Here is a 1,298-nt window from a genome sequence, read left to right on the forward strand (position 1 = left end):
ATCAAAAACAGTTACGATCACATCAATCCCATTGGCGATCATGGGAAACAATCCAAAATTTAGGCTTTTATGGGAATAATCCAGAAAATGATATCCAATCAATATTGCAGCGAGTAGAGCGCCAGTCAAAATACTATTTGTGAGTACTTTCCATATTGAAATACTTTCCCTCTCGTCCTTGTTCATGACATACAATTTGTTCATCAACCATTGTAGTGACTGTACGGTTTCTGCTCGCACCATATTCAAATAGCGAATAGTCCCGTAAGGAACCTGTTTTTTATTCATGTCCTTCACACAACCTTCCACCAAAGGATTATTCAAAATTGGGGTTAAGGCTTCACCTGTCAGGGGGATTTTAGCCTGCTTAGATTGTGTCCAACGCACATGCTCATCAAAGATGAAATCTGTATCGTAGGGAATTTTACCTAATAAAAGGCAATTACCCTGTGTGGCTTTTGAATATGGACTTCTTGCTTCAACCCTACATTGAGCCGCGGTGAGTGTGCCTGGCAAACCCACCTTGTAAAAACCGGGCGCCCCATTTTCTTGAACGATTTGCTTGGCGTATTGCCAATCTACAGCATCATCAATATTTAATTGTTCATTGGCTCTATTTTGAATGAATTGACAAACCCAAGGCAGTTTAGTGAATTTAGTCCAATGCACCATGGCATTTTCGTAACATGAGTAAAAGTTGGCGGTTTTCTTATAAGTATTGACGCCAGCTCCACCACAAGTGCCACATGTTTTGTCACCCGACCCAAAACAGGAATAACACGTAACCTCGCGGTATCGTGTTTCATAAACGGGATGTCGGGAAACTTCACGACCATTTTGATAATGAATATTATCTCTTACGTGTGCTTGATAAGCTTCCGTTTGTCTACCTGAACCTCTGCAGCTCCCACAAGTTACTGTTCCTCGACCATCACAATCATCACAGGTGATCAAGCAAGAAAATGAATACTCTTTTAGAGGAAACGTTTTTTTCTTATACAATTTCAAAAGTGTGTTGCTGCTCAGGATATGTTGAAGTTCATTGTTCAAGACTTCAGATCTACCTGAACAGCCATTTTCAGTAAGGGTATTCACCCTGTTATGAACTTCAGATTGACTGGAGCAGTTATACCCACAATTACCACCTAAAACAGTGGAACTTACACTAGCCTTCACCTTAAATTCAGCAGAGGTTCTATATGTGTTGGTCTCAACAACGGGAGATTGCGCCGTTTCAAGAGAAAGCCCTAAACTGGGGAGCCATGAATCACGAAGTCTATTAAAAGGCTGTATAAAGG

The 1,298-nt window shown here is 40.8% G+C and carries 1 protein-coding gene; it reads right to left on the reverse strand.

Annotated features, from left to right (window positions below; all coding sequences use genetic code 11):
* A partial coding sequence (locus tag V5298_RS20090; RefSeq protein WP_332933198.1) for a hypothetical protein occupies window positions 1-1,298 on the reverse strand: 1,298 nt, incomplete at both ends.

Origin of the sequence: Alteromonas sp. 14N.309.X.WAT.G.H12 (assembly GCF_036697315.1) — a bacterium.
Classification (GTDB): domain Bacteria; phylum Pseudomonadota; class Gammaproteobacteria; order Enterobacterales; family Alteromonadaceae; genus Alteromonas.